This is a genomic window from Mycolicibacterium peregrinum (assembly GCF_001665625.1).
Classification (GTDB): Bacteria; Actinomycetota; Actinomycetes; order Mycobacteriales; family Mycobacteriaceae; genus Mycobacterium; species Mycobacterium peregrinum_B.
Window position 1 is genome coordinate 52,234 of record NZ_LZSY01000065.1, and the last position, 18,637, is coordinate 70,870.

The following is an 18,637-nucleotide window of genomic DNA, read 5'->3' on the forward strand; positions in this document are numbered from 1 at the left end:
CAAGGATTGACACCTATGTCGGGGCCTCCACGGATCCTGATCACGGCGGAGCCGGCAGCCGGCAGGGCCTGGGCCCTCAAGCGCCTCATGCCGGTCCGATGGCGGTTCGAATGGCCGCTCGACGTGCAGCCACACGTCGACGCTTGGCCGTGGCCGGCGTGGCGGGGCAAGGCCGCTGCAGGCGTCACTGAGTGCGGAATGGACGCCTTGGCCGTCCGGATTGCCAAGTCGTTTCACGAATCACCGGCACCGACGGCGCTGTCACAGCAGTCGCATATCGGCCAGACACGGCCGCCGGGTCCGCACAGGAACTCGAAGGGCCGCTCACCGATCAACTGCCCGAGCAGATGGCCGATTGCCTCGTTGAGGCAGATCATGGCCGAGGGACGTGGCGTAGGTCTCCAACTGATAGCAGCACGTACCGGTCTGGTCGCGCGAGAAAAGCAACCGAGCGCGTCCACCTGAGGCTGCGAAATCGTGATGGCCAAGCTGACACGCGCGACGACCATCGCCGGACCAGCCACAGACCTGGAGCAGCACATCGAGGCGGGAGAGCCGACGCGATGACGACCACAGTATCGAGCCCGTTCTATGTCGACGGCGACCTGCTTGATGATGTGCACACTCCGGAGGCTCAGCAGGTTCTTGGTCGCGCAAGAGCCGCGCGACTGCGGCCATTGTGCATGTGTCAGTCCCAAGGCGTGGAAATGTACATTGCCGCCGCCGGTGGTCAGCTCATAGTCAAGCGGATGCCCGGAACGGCGGCCGCACATGACTATCGGTGCCGCTCTTGGCTTCCTCCCGAAGAACTCTCGGGCTACGGAGCCGTTGCTGAGAAATCAATCGTCGACAACCCTGGCGATGGCACAACGGCGCTCAAGCTGGGCTTTTCACTGTCGAAGTCCGGCAATCGTTCCGCCCCAGAACCCTCGGGCTCACCATCGAGCACAATTCAGACCAACGGCAACAAATTGTCCCTTCGTGCGGTCTTGCACTACCTGTGGGACGAAGCGGAACTGACGACCTGGCACGCGGCCTTTACAGGACATCGCTCCTGGGCAGTTGTCTACCAGCGGCTGCGGGCAGCCGTGGACGGCAAGCTTGTGCGCAAGAACCCGCTCGGCCCGTCTCTGTTTGTGCCCGAGCCGTTCTCGATCGACCGGAAGTCTGAGATCGAGCAGCGTCGGATTAGGGCATGGGCTCCAGCTCGTCATCAGCCGGGGAAAGCCGCGAAACTGTTGATCGGCGTGGGTGAGGTGAAAGGTATCGAGCCGGCCAGTCACGGGTTCAAAGTTCAGATCAGGCACCAGCCCGGGAACCCCTGGTTCCTGGATGCGGACCTGCATCGCAAGCTCACCAAGCGGTTCGCCACCGAGCTTGAGCTGTGGCAGATGGCCGATGAGGGAGATGTCCGGCTGTTAGCGATCTGCACCTTCTCGGTCTCACGAGCTGGCTATGCCAACGTCGAAGAGTTGTCGCTGATGACAACTGATCGCAACTGGTTGCCGTTCACCGGCGACGCTGACCGTGCGCTGCTGAACGTCGCGATCGAGGAGCAGCGGTCCTTCCGGAAGGTGTTGTCGTACAACGGCAGCAGCACCCCGATGGCTTCCCTGGTCTTCACCGACACCGCTCCGGCCATCGCTGCGTTCGTCGACCGGCCTACCGGAGAGGCCGAAGGTGACGACTCGATTGCCGGCCTGCCGGTATGGAACTGGAACACCGACGCAGACATGCCAGATCTGCCATCACCGCTCTAACTCAAGACACATCTCGTAACGCCACTCAACCACCCACATTACGGAGAGACCAATGAGCACAGTTCATCCCCCGCTCACCGCCGAGGACTTCGAGACACAGTACGACGTCGAGCACCGCTACATGTTCATCGAGCACGAAGACGGCGGATTGTTCTACGCCTACGGCCACGATCGCGACGAAGAGTTCGCCCGCCAGGTAACGGAATTCGAGATCGAAGTCGGCGGCCTTGATGCGGAGGATGCTGAAACCACCGCCGAAGAGGTGCACCATCGCTGGGCGGTCGTAATCGCGCCGAAGCCTGAGTGGCGCTTCACCTGGATTGACACCCAAACACGACGTGACATCGACGAGAGCACGCCCGGCGCGTTCCCCATCTCACTGATCTACAGGTGATCGGCTTCCCCGCAACAGAACACACCAACCAAGCATGAGCGAAACACGGGAGAAGTTGTGCAGACCGACAACCAGCCGAAAGGAGACGTGGCGTTTCCTCCCGCAGCTTAAAGCAACGGGTTACCACGCCACAAACAACCGATGAACGAACTGATCAGCACTGTTGTCGAGTCCCGGACGTGGGCGATAGCCGGGCTCACAGTGGTGATTCTTCTCGCTCTAGCCGTATCCGCCGACCTGCACCGCCGCGCCTCCGAATTGGATATGCGCAGCCAAGACCAGCAGTTCGAGCACAACAACGAAAGCGAGGGTTCACGATGACCGAGCCAGTGTTCCTTTTACTTGCGACATTCACCGCGTTAGCCGTGATCGGATCCGCGCTGATTATCGGGTCTGTGCACGTGTATCGCCGCGCGTGGCCCAAGCGAGGAAGACAGGCTTGGGCGCCGGCCGCGGCTGTGGGTGTGGCGGCGGGCCTGTGGGCGAAGTTGATCATCGACGCTGCACCGTGGGTCCTGGAGGACCTTGGCACGGCCGACAGCGCTTACCATCCGACGAAAGTGATGACCGGCGGTCTCGATTACTACATCGCCAGCTTGAAGTGGGCACTGGTTGCTGTCACCTTGTGCCTGTTCGCTGCGGCGGCAGCTGGTGCGTTCATTGGTCTTCACCGCGGCCTTGAGGCCCTGCACGTGTGGCTGTCTGGCTACCAGACTCAACACGACGAAGAGGTCAAGCTGACACGGGCCGCCAGGATGAGGATGGCGTGGAGGATCGGGCACGCTGAAGAACGCTTCGCGCGCACACTTGTCAAGCTCGTCGGGCCGGCAAGCCGCAAACGACGCGGAGCCGTACTGTGGAAAACTCTGCCCGAACAGCCGGGAACTGACATCCGCGCCACCTCGTTTTCGGTATCGCCTGGCCTGGCCTACTACTCGATCAGCGATGAGGCGGTCGAGGCGTTCACCGATAACACTCTGCTCCGTAGGGAGATACAGCACGTCGACTACCTTGCAACCGAGGATGATTCGGAGTTCATTGTTCAGTGGAACTGCGAATACCTTGCCCGTCCTTTCGTTCCCGCTAAGGACACATCAACCGGGATCCTGTCTTTCGGTCTGCAGCCTCGGGAACGGCTTCGGCGGTCGGCGGGTGCCGTGGCAGTCGTCATTGTGCTCGCAGTTGCCGTGGCGGCTGCGTGGGTCCTCACTGACACTGGTGCGTCAACCGCGGCGCACACCGTGACCGCTGCTGCACCCCAGGCGATCACTGACGTCAATGTCGTTCCTGGCGCGGGGCGCCCGCGCAGCCGTGTTCTGCGGCCTGCCAGTACTAGCGGTGAGGCCTGCTCGCTTCGGCGCGACAATGCTGCGACTGCCCATGATCCCTGCGATCATGCTGGCCGCCACGGGAGTCGTTATGTCTTCGACTTCGACGATGTGAAGGCGGTCACGGCGGTGATTGTCACTCCTGCGGCGCTCCAGTCCGGCCGCGTCGTCCGCGAGGTGATCTGGCGCTTCAACGGGGACCCTGAGCACGGGTATCCAGCGACCGAACAAATCCAACTGGTGGAGCCGGTCGCCGGAAGGGTTCTGTTGCTGCTCAACCGTCCTGCTGGACTGCGTGCTTCGCGAGTAACTGCGATTATCAGTGACACTCGGCCCGACGCCAGCGCCGACGCCGACGGCGACCAGCGCGGGCGAGAGATCGGCGATACACCATTCATGGTGGTGGGCCACGAGGTCGAGTCGCTTGACGCAGTTGAGTCTGTCGGCCCCGAGCCGGTCGGCCGACAGGCGGCTCCCCGGTGATCACCCACACATTCAAGCCGATCGATTGGCACCCCCGGACTGCCCGGTTCGCTGGCCTGACGCACACGTGGGTTGGCGGGTGGCACGCAGGTGGGGTCGAACGGATCGTTTCTGCGGTTCGCTGTGAGGGATGGGATTGCCTGGTAATCGAGAGCACGTCTAACGGTCCGATCACGCCAGCCGCTCGCGATAAGGTTCGTGCAAGCGGGGCAACTGTCGTTGATCCCCTTGATTCGCAACAACTCGCTGCGGTCCTGGCTGCTGTCGAGAATAGGCTGTGGGACAGTCTGCGCCCGCCTCCGGCCCGTGGTTGGCTGGGAAAACGTTTCGCCAGGCTTCGGCGGTTCTCCAAGGCGTCGTCTAGATTCCGGCCACTGCTGCTGTTGGTCGGTGACGGCGACCACATCAACCACGACGTGATCCAGAAAGCCGCCTACCTCGGTCGTGCGGCAAACGTGCACCTTGGCATCGATACGCGCGCCCGGGCGCGGACCTCGGCACCCTTCGACGGCTGCATCAGCGGTTGGTCTGGCCTTTCGGTTAGCGGCCGCGAAGCCACTGCGACGAGACCACACGACAAGTAGCCCGCCGCGGTGACCCGTCTGCATCACCGCGGCGGGCTTGGCGCGTCGGTTACGACCGCGACACGTGCGCACGACACTGCACCATTCTTCGAGAGGACGCTGTGATGTACAAAAAGCCAGCCACACCGTATTGCGGGTTTCTGACGAAGAAAGTGGATGGTGTCAAGCGACTGTATGTGCCCAGATCGGCTGCCCACGTGTTGATTTCAGCGCCAACCGAGACGGGAAAGACGAGGCGCTTGCTGGCGCCGGCTGCAGCTCTGTGGGGCGGGCCAGCGGTGATCGTGTCGTCGAAAGACGATCTGATGCAGCTCGTGATGGAGTTGCGATTCGGACCTGTCGGATTGATCGACATGCGGCCGGTGACAGCACCGGTGTATCCCGAGGGCGTTCGTGCCTTCACCTACGACCCTACGGTGTCGATCAATACGCCGATGGAAGCCCAGACTGTTGCTGAGAACATCATGCAGATGGCGACGGTCGGCCTGGGGTCGGGGGCCGATCAGGTGTCCGATGGTGGCATCTGGGAATCGCAGGCTGCGGGTCCTCTGGCTGCGTTCCTTTACGCGGCATCTCCCGCGGTCTCACGCGACGGGGTCGGCCTGGGCATGAACTGGGTGCTTCGGGCGGTGGACAACATTGATCCCGAGAAACGCAACGAGCCAGGGTGGGCGCAGGCTGCTGCGCTGTGCCACCGTTACGAGACTCTGGCGTTGAGCATGATGCGCACGCTGGAAATGGAACCTCGACAGCGTGATTCGATCGCTATCACGATGCGCAAAGCGATCACACCGTGGCTTCGCACGTCCCTGGCCGCTGCCAGCGCACTCAACGACAGCGCACAGCCAACCCTGTTCAGTCCGGACAACTTCGATTCGGAGTTCCTCGACAACCCTCATGCCACGTTGTTCGTCTTGGCCCCCGCCGATGGAACGGTGGCCGGTGCGGCGGTGACTTTGTTGGAGTCGCTTGTGCGGCGATGGAGGGACAAGACCGCATCGCGGGAGCAGATGCACCGGTTGTTGATGGTCGTCGATGAGCTGCCCAACACCGCGCCGATTCCGTCGTTGAGGCGGATTGTGGGGGAGGGACGTGGTTTAGGTATCAATCTGATGGCCGCGGTTCAGGCGTCATGCCAGCTGGACACCGTGTACGGGGAGGCCTATGCCAACGAGTTGCGGGCGATCTTCCCCGCCACGGTCATCATGTATGGCGCCCGCGAGATCGAGCTGCTACAGGCCGGCGAGGACTGGTCTTTGTTCACCAACCGGCGACCTGAATCGTTCAGCCAGGCCGACGGTCACAAAAGCCTCAATAGCGAGCTGGGCCCGGGACTGCGGTGGCAGGAGTTGTTGCCGACCAGCCCTGAGACCGCACGCCTATTGGTTAGGGGCGATGTGGGGAAAATGGTTGAGATTCCGGATTTTTCGGTGTTCAAAAAGCGCTACGAGGCCGCGGCGAAGGCACGTTTACAACGGTCGTCGCAGCGCCAGCAGACCTTGGCCGATGCCGGGGCGAGGGCGGGTGGTCGGGCTCCATCATTCAGAGCACGCTTGCGATCACTGCGCCAATGATCCAGGCGCTGCCGATCGCACACGCCGCCAGACCGGCAAGGACCAGGCCAACTGGCTGATCCGACTGGGTGATTTGGAACGGCGCGATCGCGGCCTCATCGGTGTCGTCCTCAGTGAGGAAGATGTGTGGCGCTGTCAGATCGTCAGGTCCCAGAGGCAAGTCGAGATCGACGGGCACCGGTGGAGGGGTTTGCGGCCACCATTCGGTCGACCCGTCGACGGCGATCCACCCGTTGAGAATGCCGTAGACGCCGGCGATCGCAAACGTGGCGGGGATTTGGGCGATGAAGTACGGCGCGAAGACGGTCGCTGTGAAGCTTCCGTCGGGCGTGTAGAGGAGCACGGTGAGCATGCCGACGCCAAAGGCTGTCCACAGCAGCGCCGGGATCGGGTAGGCCCGCAGACGATCGGGGATGAACGACAGTAGATGCCCGTACAGCAGCCTGCCCACCGGCCACCCGATGGGCGCCAGTATGGCGGTGGTCCAAACGATGATCCACTCTGCCCAACCCTCGAACGTCGTGGGTCGGCGAGTCAGAAGCGGATGAACGACGTTGTCGTCGGAGGCGCTCGGTCTAGCTCCCGCTAAAACTCGGTTGCGCCAACGGATTTGGCGGTTGAGTAGTTCGGCGCGGCGCTTCTGCATCGGGAAGATCCCTTGATGGTCTGCGATCCATTCTCTGCGCAGATCGTCGAACCGGTCAGGCGCCACCTTATTGCCTAGCATGTGTTCACCTATTGCTCTTGCTGCTTCGTTCTGACAGAATCAGCGTTTATGAGGGCGAGCGTAGCGGTTGCAGGTGCTTTTGTCTGCTGCATGCTGGCGATGCCGAACGGAGTGTCTGCACTCGCATCGCTGGCCGGCGGAATCGTGCTGTTATCACCGGCATTTGTGCTGGTGGCGCTGCTCATCGCTTTCTCTCGCCGGACCTCGAAGTCGGCTGCGGGGCGGTCGCCGTACGGGGCGACAAGGGCAACCGGGGTGAGTCAATGCGTGAACACCACTGTCCCCCCTAGGGGTGTTTACGCATGGCCGCACGCTCCGGTGTGGCCGGTGGTGTCCACGGGCCGACCAAGCCCGTGGACACCACCGGCCCGAACAACTGTGGACAGCATCCCGGCGGGCCGGGCCGCTTTGCATCAGCGCAGATATCCAAGCGGTGCGCTGCAGCAGCGCATCAATTCACATCGAGGGGGATTCTGATGACCTTGAACGACCACGTTTCCGATGAGGACTGGCTGGCTCAAGTAAACGCCCAGTACGACGCGGAACAATCGGGTGTCGAAACCGCCTCGGACATGGGCGAATTGCAGCCACACGACCTTGATGATCTCGGGCCCGATGCTGAGCTGTCTCCCAACACCGCTGCCGAGATGGCGTCGGGAGACGGCGCCACCGATGTCGCGCGCACCGAAGCATCGCCGAAGCGCTTTGATCACAAGGTCGCAGCGGGGTTCGGGGGCCTGGCGGCTGCCGGCGTCGTGGTGGCGTTGGTGGCCGGTGTGATGTTCTACTCCGGCGGTCCTGAACAGCAGACTGTTCCTCGGGACACGGTGGCAGACCCTGCGGCAGTAGCGGTTGCCAAACCTGCGCCTCCGCCGCGTCCCTCGGCCGACTCCGATCGCTCCATCCCGTACAACGCCGACGCCAGAGGGTCCTGCGGGGTCGGGTCCACGTCTGCCCAGACCATGGCCGGCAGTGACCCGCGCCAGGCATTTGTGTGCGTACGAGGTGGCGCGGATGGGCAGGTGATCACGTTGGACCTGTCGAAGACCTATGTGATCACCGCTATCAAGATCACTCCAGGCTGGGTCGGCAAGGACGCCAGCGACGTATCGCAGTGGGCTCAGCATCGAGTGGTCTCCACTGTCCAGTACACCTTCAACGACGTTGACCGCACGCCAATTACTCAGGAGACGGGCAACGTACACGGCGAAGCGGTCGTGAAAATCAAGCGCGCGGACGGCGCGCGCGGTGTCGTGGCATCCAACATCACGATGCTGATCCGACAGACATCGCGACCCCCGGCTCAGCCCGAACCAGCGACGGAGCCGAATCCCGGAAGTAACGGGGGTGGACTTTTGCCGGGTGTGTTTGGGCCGGCCTCGCCCAGCGGGGCTCCAGTGCCCACGTCGAACCCGTTTGCCCTGGGCAACTCTTCGGCCAACAGCGATCCGGTCGACGCCAAGTTCGCCATCAGCCGCCTCGAAGTGATCGGGCACGAGCCGAACTAAAGAGACATCAATCAGTCAGGGGGACAGATGTTTGCACGGTCACAGTCACGGGCATCGCGGCCGGACATGGCAATCAACGCTGCGGCTGCGGGTGTTGGCTCATGAGAATCAACACCGCGTGGCGAAATCGGTTGTCGAAGTCCGGAACGGCAGGAAGCCGTGTGGGTGTCTACATCGTGGTCGGCCTGGCAGCGCTGTCGGGTTTGAATGTGCTGTGGCAGATGCTGTTTAGCTCGCCACCGGATCCGGTGACACCGGCTCGATCGGTGGTCAACAAGGCCGCTGTCGTTGGTTCGTTTGCCCAGGACTGCGTGTCAGTTTGGCTCACCGCGACCACGCAAGATTCGACGAGCTTGGCCCAGTGCTTCTCGCTGCCGAGCGACGTCTTGAAGCTTCCGCCGACTCCTGGGGTAGTGATCACGACACCGACGGTCGTGGCGGTGACGTTCGAGGGTACGGCCGGCAAGGCTCACGACAGCGAGGTGTACTCCGTGGTGGTCGGGGTCACTGAACGCGCGTACGAGTCAGCGCCGCCAATGCGTGCGTTGTACCGACTTCCAGTGTTGTGGAGCCGGTTTGGACCGCGTGCGGCCAGTCTGCCGGCCCGTGTGAGCGGTCCTGGACCGGGTGCTGATCTTCCCCTGGCCTATCCCACGACGTTGGCGGCCACCGACTCCGCGTTTCAGGTGGTTTCCGGTTTCATCACTGCGTACTTGACGGGCCAGGGCGGAGTGGAACGCTACGTCACCTCTGATTCGATGTTGGTCGGCTTGGGCCCTGTCTATGAGACGGCGACGATGACGATGCTTACCGCAGTGTCCGCCGTGCCGGCAACGCCAGCTGACGGTCAAAGCGTTCGGGTTCTAGCGCAGGTGGATGCCGTCACGAGCCAGTACACGCCCGCTCACCTGGTGTACCCGCTCACCTTGAGAGGGCTAGGTGGTCGATGGTCGGTGGCAGCGATCGATGCCGCACCGGCGATGTCCACCGCGGACGACCCGGTTCCCGTTGTAGGGGCGACCGCCCCGAACTAGCTGCCACGCAAACAACCCCTAGCCGACACCGAGAGGAAATACGAACAATGATCGAAACCACGCTTGCAGCAGCAGACTTGGTCACCGCAATCCCTGCATTCTGGGAAGACCTAAAGATTCCCCTATCGATCCTGGTGATTGCCGCTGGCGTGGCCGGCGCCATCGTGAGCTTCCACAAGGGATTCGGCACTGCCGCCGGAAAGCTCATCGGCGGCATCGCGATGTCGGCGATCGTCCTCGCGGCCGTCGGGCTGTCCTACTCAGTCAAAACCACCATGGACAAGCACTGCAATGGCTGCTCGGTCGGCCAGTACGGCCGCTAGAGCGCTCGTCTGATCTCTCACCAACCACAGCCAAGGGGGCTGCATGGCTGACAATGAAACCAACACCACTGCACGAGTTTTCACCGACGTGCGTGACTTCCCCATCCATGTGTCCTACATCGATGAGAACACTCGCATCTGGTGGGCGCCATGGCGGGTGTGGGACGGTGCGACCGCATTGCTGGGCCTCACCGTGACGATATGGGCGGCATACAAGAATTTTGACAGCGGGCACTCTGCGGTGGTGGCAGTCACCGGCCTGGGGATCACCGCGATATTGACGGCATGGGCGCGTCAGATTCCGATCAGCAGGCCGAGCCCGACATACCGGATCATGTGGTTGCTGTCGTGTGTTTTCGGCACTCAACAGCGGGCAGCAGCCAAGGGCAAGCGTGACCCCTGGCTGTCACCACCCATTGCGGTGATCGACAATCTCATCTTCACCAAGGGTGGGGTGTACGCGGAGTTCCTAATCACTGGACAGCCCGCGGGAATGATGCCGTTTGGCGAGAAGCGCGAAATCGCCGAGAGGCACCGGCCTTTGGTCCGTCAATTGCCCTCTGGGTTGGTGCTGTGGGGCGTGTGCGCACCGCTGAGCCCGCAGCGCCTCAAGCGGCGCATGCTGGCCGGCAAGACACACAAGGAGGCATGGGTCCGAGAGGTCAGGGCATGGGATGCTCGGCTGGAGTCACAACAACCCGGCAGTGCCCGGCCGATGTTCTACGAGCACATTTTTGGTCTGCGGGTACCGGTGGACGCCGGCATGGCAGGGCGCAGCGGCGCCGGCGCAGTCGCCAAAGCCTGGGATGTCGTAGCTGGTCGCGATCATGACGACCCGCAAACGCTGGAGGCCTATTCGGAGGTCGTTGAGTCGGTTCTTCGCCAGATCCCCGACGAGTTCGAGGCTCGGCCAGCCACACCTCGGCAAATCCAGTGGCGCTATCACCGACGTTGGCGCCTGGGCGCGGATCCCTCACCCTTCCCGCACGACGATGACGGGCCGCGGCGGCTCACTGCTGCGGATTTCACGGGCGCGCCCGTGGACTTCGACGAGGGCGACCAGCGCACGCGCCGCCAGTCCCGTTCGTGGTTGCGGCGGCACCTGCCCTCCATGAAGCGCATCGTGCGTCTCGGTAGTGCCGACGGCGCGCAGAGCTACCAGGCTCTGCTGCCCGTGCAGGAACTGCCCCGCGGTGGTCTGGCCTACCCCGGAGCGGAGTACCTGCTGTCTGCCTACGACGTCGACGTCGACGCCGACGTCGACTGGGACCATCACGTGACGGTTCGGTCGCGGGAGAAGGGCATCAACCGCGTCGACCGTGCGCTGCGAAATCTTGACGACCAGGCATACCAGCGCGGCGGACGCCGCGCCAGCACCACAGACCTGGAGCAACGCTACGAGTCGGGCGAGGATTACAACGCTCAACTGCAGTCGAGCACGCTGGAGCGTGAAACCGAGTGGACCACGGTCATCGCCGTCGGATCCACCAGTGCGAAGGCGACAGAGCACTCCGCTCAGCGGTTGCGTACCCACTTCGCCGAGGAACTGGAAACCACGCTGGGCAATCCTCGCGGCGCCCAACGGGCGCTGTGGCAGCTTGGCCATCCTGGCAGCGAAAACCGTGCACCGCGCAGTCAGTTCTGCCAACTCACAACTACCGAACACTGGTCACGGTTTGCCCCCTTTCTGTCCAGCGAGCTCGGCCACGAAACCGGCATTCTTTTCGCCGAGAACCTGGCCACTAGGCGTCCCACGCCGGTACTGCTCGACATGGAGGGCACTACCGAGCGGCGCGGAGCCCCCGGCATCTTGTTCGTCGGGACCTCCGGCGGAGGCAAGTCACAAAGCAGTAAGCGTGTCGTAGACGGTCTGCTCAAACGTGGTTCGCAAGCTTCGATCATCGACCCAGGAACCATGCGCGAATGGGAGGCCGCACTGGCCCACCATGGCGACCGCGTCGTGGCCATCGACCCTACGGGCGGCAAATGGTCACTGGACGGGCTGCAGTTGTTCCCGCGGGAGAAGGCAGCCGAGCACATGCTCGACCACTTGTTGCCCATGATGGGTGTGGCACCCGATGACGATCTGGCTGACAAGCTCCGGTACCTGCTTCGGCCCGACCGCCGCGTCGCCGAAACCATGGGTGGTGTCTTGCGCTACCTCAACGATCTCCGAGGCGCCGAGAAAGACGAATATGCCCGACTGACAGCCAAACTCAACTCGTGGGCGTCCGAGGACTATCTACGGGCGGTGTTTGACGAATCCCTCACCGCACCTCCCATCCGCGAGAAAGATGCCGTGATCTGGCTGACCTCCGAGCTGGAGCTTCCCAAGACCAGTGACACTGATCAGGTCCACCTGTATAAACGCCAGACTCGCCGCGCCCGCGCTGGCCTGGCGATCTACGGCATGATCGCCTCACTGACCCGGTTGACCTACACCGGAGCCAACAGGCCACGGCCCGACGCGTTCGGCTGGTTGGTCGCCGAGGAGGCCCGCACCTATCTGACTTCGCCGGTTGGCCGAGACGACACCCTGCGCACGGCCACCCAGGGCCGCAAAGAGCACTACGGATTCATCGGCATCTCGCAGCACTTCGAGGACTTCGAAGGGATCGGCGCCCAGAACATGCCGATGCGCGTCGTCACGCCTTTCAAGCCCACCGAGCGGGAGTACGCACGCGAAGCGTTCCGAAAGCTCGGGATCGATCCCGATGAATATCCCGATGTGATGCGGTTGCGCACTGTCGCTGGTCACGGATACGCCTACTTCATCGATGATTTCGGCCGATGCGGGCTGGTCGATCTTCTCCCGCCGGTGCAGCCGGAACTGGTCACCGCGTTCGACACGCGTTACCTGCAGGAGCAGGCCGCCACGGCCGACATGTCGGAGGTGGCCTGAATGAGAGAACTACTGGCCGCTTGGCTCTACTGCCACCCGCGGGTACGTCGGATGTGGATTCTGGCGCAACTGATGTGGGGCGGCTCACTGATGGCGGTACTGACCGCACCGAGCGCTGCCGCCTCCGGTCTGAGCGCCACATGGTCGTGGACCGGTCTGCACGACAGCTACGGGATTCCGATCGGCGCGCATTTCGTTTCCGTTGTTCCGATGGTTGAAGCGATTCGAGAACAAGGCCCCGAGTTCGGTGCGGACCCCGGCACATGGGGTCCGGCGATCGCATCCAAAGTGGGGACCGCTCTGACCTACACGCAACTAGCCTCGTGGCTGGCCGTCGAATGCGCGATGCTGACATTCATTGTCGCGGTCGGGCTTTGGGTCATCAAGTTCGCACTCTCGACCATCTGGCTGAAGTGGCTTGCGGCGCTCGCCGAACCGATCCTGGCCAACATCAGCGCGCTGGTGAGTCGGATGTACATCATCCCGGGCATGTTCCTGATCTGTACCGCCATCGGGGGAGTGGTCGCCGTGACCACCGGCTTCGGCACCGGACTGGGGATCATTCTCGGCGGCTGCTTGGTGATTGCGCTCATAGCGCTGCTACTCAACAATCCCGCCGAAGACATTGCCGGCGACGGCGGAGTGCTGGGCATCGGACGCAATCTTGGGCTGACCTTGTCTCAGAGCTTGGCCAACAACGGGCCAGTGGCGCCAGGGGGTAGCGACGCACAGCTGGACCGCATGATGTCATGGTTCGTCGATGTCCTTGTGCGACAGCAGATTCAACAAATCAACTTCGGCCAGATCATCGACGACATACCGGGCTGCGCCGATGCCTACAATCGGGCGCTGGGAACCGGCCACACCGCGGCGCCGGCACACGCGGTGGGCACGTGTGCGCCCTCAGCACTGGCCTACGCGCAACAGCTTGACGCACTGACTGTCGGGCAGTTCGGCTTCTTGATCCTGGCCATCTTCGTCGTCGTGTGCGCGATCTGCTACGTAGCCTGCGAAGTTATCCGGATCGGATTCCGCGCCTTCTGGAACCTGCTCGTGATCCTCCCAGCAAGCGCACTCGCCGTAGCACCGGGACCTCAACGACAGTTCGCTAAGCGAACCGCCGTCAAACTCATCGTCCACGGCGTCGAAATGATCGTCGCTACCGTGGGTCTGGGGATCCTGATTCTGCTTCTGGCACACATCACCCGGGGCGATCTTCCGGGCCTGATCGGCATGACACACCCCATGGCAAAAGTCATAGTGATGCTGCTGGTCGCCATATTCAGCGCCATCGGATTCCGACAACTGCTGCATGGTTTCGGCGATCGCGGGCTTCCAGGGCCTGTGCGCGGTGTGCAATTCGCAGCCAGAAGTGTATCTCGCGCCAACACAGTTGTCCGTGAAGGCGAGTACGCCGGACGCAAGGTTGCCGATCTCCGCTCACGTGCAGCCGAGCGGCGCAAAGCCCGACTTGCCAACAGCGCAAATGAGTCCAACGCCGGCCCGAAGGCTCCAGGCCGCAAGGGCCATCCCACGCCAGCTTCTACTCGTCCACCCTCAACACCGACACAGGGCAGCGCTACCCGGCCCGGGTCGTCGGGGCCTGGACGCAACGCTGGGCCATCGAGCAGTCCGGCAACCGGTCGGCCAGCACAGCAGGGACCAGGCGGCGGCGGGAAGGGATCGGCTGTAGCCAAGACGGCCAACGCAGCCAAACTAGGGGCGAAAGTCGGCGGCCCGCCTGGAGCCGCCGCGGCCGCCGGCGCCAGTGCCCTGCAACAGGGCGCCTCGCGTCTGCGGGGCACAGGCAAGCAGCGCGGCCAAACCAATTCGCCCGGCCGCGGCGGACAACAGCCGCAGAGCACGTCACCCACTAGGGCTGATGCGCCTCCTGCGCAGCACAACCCGCCGCCTGGCAAGCCGCGCCCACCCGTCGATCCCCCGGGGCGCGGTGGGAACGGTCCCTCACCTGCTCGATGACAGATCTCAAGGAGTACGCCATGACGATCTCTATGCACCACGTGCCAGTGCATGTCCCAGCGAATCACCTCGACGCGAGCACCGCGCGCCCGCTGGTCGAGTCACCCACCCGCCCGCGCTGGCACTGCCACAATGCGGTCTCGATCAGCGCACCGAGCATGCTGGCCAATCCCTTTGACCCTGGCCGTGACGCCAGCCCATCGGATCGCCTTGGAGCCCTTGCACGGTACTCCGTCTGGGTCGCGGGTCGCCAAGACAGGCTAGCCGCGATCGCCAACCTCACAGGGCGTGATCTTGCTTGCCGATGCCCCATTGATGACACCGCGTGCCACCGCAACGTACTGCTCGACCTCGCCAATCCACCGGAAAGCCCCTACCAGCCAGGAGGGCGCGCCATGGCGCTGACGCTACGTCGCCCCTGGGCGTCGCTGCTACTGACACCGCACTGCCTGGGCGGCAAGAACATTGAGAACAGAACCTGGTCCACCGACTACCGGGGCCCGGTACTCATCTACTCCGGTACCCGCATCGACCCGGCCGCCACGTCGTTCATGACGCGCGCTGGGCTCGACGCGAACTGGCACACCAAACAACAGGGTTGGCTAGGCGCCGCAGTGCTCACCGATGTTCATCGCGCAGAGCATCACTGCTGCAGTCCATGGGGCGAACCGCAGCGACGTCCCGACCGCCCCATTTTCCACTGGGTGTTCGCACACCCGCACCGACTGGCCGCACCAACCTGGGGCCGCGGCTTCGTTGGGCTGCAAAGCCGCCCATGGTCAGTCCTAGTGCGGCCCAGCGCCCTACGCACCGCACAGCCGACGCGAACGGGCCTAACTCACCACCACGGGAAGGAAATGACGTCGTGATCGAATTCGACGATTCACTGGCCCAGCAGCGTCTGGCCGCTTCACGCTCAGAATCTGCGCGCCAGCGCAAACTGCGCGACAAGCTGTCCAAACACATCGACGTCCTCGACGACATCGACAGCGGAGTAACGCTGCCACAAGGCCCGGCCATCGCAGACGTGGCCGCCTTCTTCCACGTCCCCCAGGTACGCATCGCCGCACTACTGTGGTCACACCGCGACGAGTTCCTGAGCGACGGCTGGCGACCCGAGAACCCATCGCGCCCGACCCACGATGTGTGGTCGCCGCGAGCTGTCGTCCGTGCGGCGCTGCTGCTAGATGCCAACCGTGAAGACGTCGCCATGCACGTCGAACGGCCGAACGTGAAGCCAAGTCTCGTAGCCGCACAGATACGTTTCCTTCTCGGGCAGTCATCCTTGCCAGTGAAGTACTCCACCGATGTAGCCCGTTCCCGCCAGTGCAGCGCGCTGTTCGAGCATGCCGTGCGCATCGCTGCGCACGTTCACGATGAGGGATCGCCGGCAACACTGTGGGCGGAGCTGCAGGAGACAGAGCGCTACGACTTGCAGGCCCTCGTGGTGGCGTTAGCGGCGTTGGTACCGATTGATCAGCCAGACGTAACGTCGTGGCTCAAAGAACTTGGCGCCTCACGGGAACAAGGTGGCGCTGTATGGAGGGGACTGGCGCGGCTGATCCCACAACCCAGCAGCCTCTACCGGCGCCGGTCACTGGGCAACACACGGCGCCGCCATCTCACCGAGAATCGGGCGGCCCGCAGCGCATGAAAGTCACCGAAAGCACATCGGGGCATCGGCGATGACAAGCGCCGATACTCTCATGCTGCGCCGCAGACTCCTCCAGGAGCTGCGCGATAGCCCACACCCGGTGTCCACTGAGCAACTGGCACAGCGTATGCCGTGGAAGACCGTGCGCAGCGACGACAGCTGCGCAGTCTTGCAGTGCTCGTCATCACCCCGCGAGGGAATCCGAATTCTCGAGTGCCACCGCTCCTGGCATGTCGTTCAATATCCGCGAACCGCCTCGGGCTTCAACGGAATCTACCGACACCTGCGAAGCCTGGAGGCCCAGGGCCAAGTACGACGCGCGATCCGTGAGGGCAAGCGAAAAGTCCTATGGACCTACACCGGCGACCCGTAAACCACTGTCCCTCTGCGACACCCGCGAAACGGAGAATGCGCGATGCGACCCCAGCCACACATGTCCAACGGGCTAATACTCACACGATCTTGCGCCGTCATTGTGACCTTCCTCGTCGGCACCTTCAGCTTCATGCTGTCCTTCCACGCGCTACGCGACCTGGGCGCCAGATCCCACATACCAGCCGAATGGGCCTGGATGTGGCCGGCCATCATCGACGGAACCATCCTCTTGGCCACACTCGGAGTAGTTACCCTCGCATCCGCCCCTGAGCGCCAACACGACCGCAGCTACTTCTGGAAACTGCTGATCGGCTCAGCCACAGCAAGTATCGCGTTCAACATGATCCACGCCTACCTACCTACCGATGCACCCCTGCCGGTGGCGCTCAGCGCGCTAATTGCGGCAACCGCGCCAATCTCTTTACTACTGACCACCCACGGCCTGGTCGTCCTCGGCCGCAAGAGCACGCCCACCACATCTGATATGGACACACAATCAGGCGAAGCGGAATCGGAAAACGCCGACCCCGATGACAATGAGCCCTCACGCGAAACCGAGGACGCCACGCCACACAGAGCCCACGGCCAACCGCGCAAGCAACGCGCTATCGACGTGCGCGACTACGCCCGCTGGAACGACATGGCGAGCGCGGTGGTTGCACGCGCACCCATTCACGGACTCAATCAAACCCAGGTAGCTACAGCTCTATACCTCAGCTACGACAAAGCATGGGGGCAACGCGAAGTCGGTGAGGAACTCAAGATCAGTCACAACACAGTTGGAAAAATCATCAACACCTGCGCTCAGTTGATGCGCGAGGGGCAGGTCATGGTCGCCGAAGCGTCGTAGATGTGGTGGTTTCACCACGTTGGTTACACACCCAATCCTCTTTCGATTGAGCCCAGGGGGAACGTTGGCAACGCCAGCTTTGCGTCCGCCGTTCGCATACTTCGGCGGCAAGCAGAAGATCGCCGCGACGATCGCCGCCATGCTTCCCGAGCACACCCACTACGTCGAACCGTATGCCGGCGGGCTGTCAGTGTTGTTGGCCAAGAAGCCGAGTCGGCTCGAAACGGTTAATGACCTGGACGGCGACATAGTGCACTTCTGGAGGATGCTGCGCGAGCGTCCCGAAGAGTTGGCACGGTACTGCGCGCTGACCCCTCACTCACGCGCTGAGCGCAAAGCAGCGCTGAACCGGCCCGCAGCCTTGGATGACCTCGAACGAGCCCGCCGGATTTGGATTTGCCTGGCACAGGGACGCACCGGAACCTTGCGCCCAACCGGCTGGCGTTTCGACGCCGCAGACTTCGCGCACACCTCGATGCCGCGACGCCTTGACGGCTACGTGCGGCGAATGGAGTCCGTTGCCCAACGGATTCGTTCGGTGTCGCTGGAGTGCCGCGCGGGTCTAGACATGATCGCCGCCTATGGCAAGGGTCGGCGCACGTTGATGTACGTAGACCCTCCCTATATCGGTGATGTCCGAGAACGCAACTACCGCAACGAGATGTTGTCTCCGGCCGAACATCGGGAGCTGGCCGAATCCTTGCATTCTTGCGCGGCAACCGTCGTCCTCTCCGGATACGCATCCACGCTCTACGACAACGAGCTGTATCCCGATTGGTACCGAGTTGAACTGACGACCGCGACCAGCCAGGGCGGGGTCTACAAAGGGCGCACCGAAGTGCTCTGGTCCAACCGCCCACTTGCCGCCGCCGGCATCCCTGACGTCGACATAATCAGCCTCCCCGAAGACACCTGTAACGAAATAGCGCCCAGCGAGCCCGCATGTAACGAAACGCGGTGCCCGGTGTGTGAAGGAGCCATCCGACAGGCGCGATCGGGACGGCGACGCGTTTACTGCTCGCCGGCGTGCCGGGTGCGCGCGCACCGCCGAGCGTCCCTAGCTGGCTGACAGCCTGCTCTGTTCTTATCAGGCGTTAAATTCTCAAAACACGCCTTAAAGGTGTGTTGAAGTGCAGTTTTATCCACGCATACATGTAACCT

Annotated in this window: 16 protein-coding genes; 14 read left to right on the forward strand and 2 right to left on the reverse strand. The window is 63.0% G+C overall.

Annotation, left to right across the window (positions count from 1 at the left end; translation table 11 throughout):
• Window positions 1-563: 563 nt before the first annotated feature.
• The 5 genes from A5779_RS08735 (at window position 564) to A5779_RS08760 (ending at window position 6,123) form a co-directional block, all read left to right on the forward strand.
• Window positions 564-1,760, forward strand: coding sequence for a DUF1173 family protein (locus A5779_RS08735; protein ID WP_064880901.1), 1,197 nt, complete (start codon window positions 564-566; stop codon window positions 1,758-1,760).
• 52 nt (window positions 1,761-1,812) lie between these two features.
• A complete protein-coding gene (locus A5779_RS08740; RefSeq protein ID WP_064880903.1) occupies window positions 1,813-2,154 on the forward strand; it encodes a hypothetical protein in 342 nt (113 codons plus the stop codon).
• Between the two features lie 141 nt (window positions 2,155-2,295).
• The gene (locus tag A5779_RS08745; RefSeq protein ID WP_064880905.1) at window positions 2,296-2,475 is read left to right on the forward strand and encodes a hypothetical protein; all 180 of its coding nucleotides are present in this window, start codon (window positions 2,296-2,298) and stop codon (window positions 2,473-2,475) included.
• The gene (locus tag A5779_RS08750; RefSeq protein WP_064880907.1) at window positions 2,472-3,965 is read left to right on the forward strand and encodes a hypothetical protein; all 1,494 of its coding nucleotides are present in this window, start codon (window positions 2,472-2,474) and stop codon (window positions 3,963-3,965) included. The genes A5779_RS08745 and A5779_RS08750 overlap by 4 nt, the downstream gene beginning before the upstream one ends.
• 688 nt (window positions 3,966-4,653) lie before the next feature.
• Window positions 4,654-6,123, forward strand: coding sequence for a type IV secretory system conjugative DNA transfer family protein (locus A5779_RS08760; protein ID WP_064880911.1), 1,470 nt, complete (start codon window positions 4,654-4,656; stop codon window positions 6,121-6,123).
• Here the strand turns inward: A5779_RS08760 and A5779_RS08765 are convergent.
• Together A5779_RS08765 and A5779_RS34000 are read right to left on the reverse strand one after the other, a co-directional pair.
• Entirely contained in the window at window positions 6,092-6,850 is a 759-nt protein-coding gene (locus A5779_RS08765; protein ID WP_064880913.1) for a hypothetical protein, read from the reverse strand. The genes A5779_RS08760 and A5779_RS08765 overlap by 32 nt on opposite strands.
• 8 nt (window positions 6,851-6,858) lie before the next feature.
• Window positions 6,859-7,035: a hypothetical protein gene (locus A5779_RS34000; protein WP_165609761.1), complete on the reverse strand. Its 177-nt coding sequence runs from the start codon at window positions 7,033-7,035 to the stop codon at window positions 6,859-6,861.
• Window positions 7,036-7,203: 168 nt separating this feature from the next.
• Between A5779_RS34000 and A5779_RS08770 the strand changes: the two genes are divergently transcribed.
• The 9 genes from A5779_RS08770 (at window position 7,204) to A5779_RS08805 (ending at window position 18,545) form a co-directional block, all read left to right on the forward strand.
• A complete protein-coding gene (locus A5779_RS08770; protein ID WP_131811616.1) occupies window positions 7,204-8,358 on the forward strand; it encodes a hypothetical protein in 1,155 nt (384 codons plus the stop codon).
• Window positions 8,359-8,519: 161 nt separating this feature from the next.
• Window positions 8,520-9,392, forward strand: a complete 873-nt coding sequence (locus A5779_RS08775; RefSeq protein ID WP_236734701.1) for a conjugal transfer protein — start codon at window positions 8,520-8,522, stop codon at window positions 9,390-9,392.
• Between the two features lie 47 nt (window positions 9,393-9,439).
• Entirely contained in the window at window positions 9,440-9,715 is a 276-nt protein-coding gene (locus tag A5779_RS08780; protein WP_064880919.1) for a hypothetical protein, read from the forward strand.
• Window positions 9,716-9,758: 43 nt separating this feature from the next.
• A complete protein-coding gene (locus tag A5779_RS08785; RefSeq protein WP_064880921.1) occupies window positions 9,759-12,617 on the forward strand; it encodes an ATP-binding protein in 2,859 nt (952 codons plus the stop codon).
• Window positions 12,618-14,597, forward strand: a complete 1,980-nt coding sequence (locus tag A5779_RS08790; RefSeq protein WP_131811617.1) for a hypothetical protein — start codon at window positions 12,618-12,620, stop codon at window positions 14,595-14,597.
• Window positions 14,594-15,466, forward strand: a complete 873-nt coding sequence (locus A5779_RS34265) for a DUF4326 domain-containing protein (protein WP_082941602.1) — start codon at window positions 14,594-14,596, stop codon at window positions 15,464-15,466. The genes A5779_RS08790 and A5779_RS34265 overlap by 4 nt, the downstream gene beginning before the upstream one ends.
• A complete protein-coding gene (locus A5779_RS08795) occupies window positions 15,463-16,251 on the forward strand; it encodes a hypothetical protein (protein WP_064880925.1) in 789 nt (262 codons plus the stop codon). The genes A5779_RS34265 and A5779_RS08795 overlap by 4 nt, the downstream gene beginning before the upstream one ends.
• 475 nt (window positions 16,252-16,726) lie before the next feature.
• Window positions 16,727-17,476, forward strand: a complete 750-nt coding sequence (locus A5779_RS08800; RefSeq protein WP_064880927.1) for a DUF2637 domain-containing protein — start codon at window positions 16,727-16,729, stop codon at window positions 17,474-17,476.
• A gap of 64 nt (window positions 17,477-17,540) precedes the next feature.
• Window positions 17,541-18,545: a DNA adenine methylase gene (locus tag A5779_RS08805; RefSeq protein ID WP_236734702.1), complete on the forward strand. Its 1,005-nt coding sequence runs from the start codon at window positions 17,541-17,543 to the stop codon at window positions 18,543-18,545.
• Window positions 18,546-18,637: the final 92 nt, after the last annotated feature.

Excerpts from the sequence above, each read along its gene's own strand:
- A5779_RS08735 (WP_064880901.1), top strand. The coding sequence starts at position 564 with ATGACGACCACAGTATCGAGCCCGTTCTATGTCGACGGCGACCTGCTT.
- A5779_RS08740 (WP_064880903.1), top strand. The coding sequence starts at position 1,813 with ATGAGCACAGTTCATCCCCCGCTCACCGCCGAGGACTTCGAGACACAG.
- A5779_RS08745 (WP_064880905.1), top strand. The coding sequence starts at position 2,296 with ATGAACGAACTGATCAGCACTGTTGTCGAGTCCCGGACGTGGGCGATA.
- A5779_RS08750 (WP_064880907.1), top strand. The coding sequence starts at position 2,472 with ATGACCGAGCCAGTGTTCCTTTTACTTGCGACATTCACCGCGTTAGCC.
- A5779_RS08760 (WP_064880911.1), top strand. The coding sequence starts at position 4,654 with ATGTACAAAAAGCCAGCCACACCGTATTGCGGGTTTCTGACGAAGAAA.
- A5779_RS08765 (WP_064880913.1), bottom strand. The coding sequence starts at position 6,850 with ATGCTAGGCAATAAGGTGGCGCCTGACCGGTTCGACGATCTGCGCAGA.
- A5779_RS34000 (WP_165609761.1), bottom strand. The coding sequence starts at position 7,035 with ATGAGCAGCGCCACCAGCACAAATGCCGGTGATAACAGCACGATTCCG.
- A5779_RS08780 (WP_064880919.1), top strand. The coding sequence starts at position 9,440 with ATGATCGAAACCACGCTTGCAGCAGCAGACTTGGTCACCGCAATCCCT.
- A5779_RS08785 (WP_064880921.1), top strand. The coding sequence starts at position 9,759 with ATGGCTGACAATGAAACCAACACCACTGCACGAGTTTTCACCGACGTG.
- A5779_RS08790 (WP_131811617.1), top strand. The coding sequence starts at position 12,618 with ATGAGAGAACTACTGGCCGCTTGGCTCTACTGCCACCCGCGGGTACGT.
- A5779_RS34265 (WP_082941602.1), top strand. The coding sequence starts at position 14,594 with ATGACAGATCTCAAGGAGTACGCCATGACGATCTCTATGCACCACGTG.